The 587-nt window shown below is 37.8% G+C and carries 1 protein-coding gene; it reads right to left on the reverse strand.

Annotation, left to right across the window (positions count from 1 at the left end; translation table 11 throughout):
- On the reverse strand, positions 1-587 hold a 587-nt coding region (locus RT405_RS03745), incomplete at both ends, for an ABC transporter ATP-binding protein (protein WP_313467667.1).

A 587-nucleotide genomic window follows, 5' to 3' on the forward strand; every position in this document is an offset into this window, starting at 1 on the left:
TGAAGTAGAAATTTTCTTTTGAAGTTCTTTCATCAAATCAAGAATTTGTGCTTGAATCGTAACATCCAGTGCTGTTGTTGGTTCGTCAGCAATCAAAACTTCTGGATTACAAGCTAATGCAATTGCAATGACGATCCGTTGACGTTGTCCGCCTGAAAATTGGTGTGGATACTGTTTCATTCGTTTTTCCGCTTGTGGTAAGCCTACCAGTTTCAACAATTCCAAAGCACGTTTAAATGCTTCATTTTTGTTTAATTTTTGGTGGAGACGAATCGGTTCAGCCACTTGTTTTCCAATTGTCATCGTTGGATTTAATGAAGTCATTGGATCTTGGAAAATCATAGCAATGTCTTTACCACGGATTCCTTGCATTTCTTTTTCAGATTTTTTAATCAAGTCTTTTCCGTTAAATAAGATTTCGCCCTCTTCAATATTGGCATTTTGAGAAAGCAAACGCATAATGCTACGAGTTGTTACTGATTTCCCTGAACCAGACTCACCAACAATTGCGAGCGTTTCTCCTTTTTTTAAATTAAAGCTGACACCGCGAATGGCTTTTACTTTACCAGCGTAGGTGTCGAATGTGA

It is taken from the genome of Carnobacterium sp. (assembly GCF_032094055.1).
Taxonomy (GTDB): domain Bacteria; phylum Bacillota; class Bacilli; order Lactobacillales; family Carnobacteriaceae; genus Carnobacterium_A.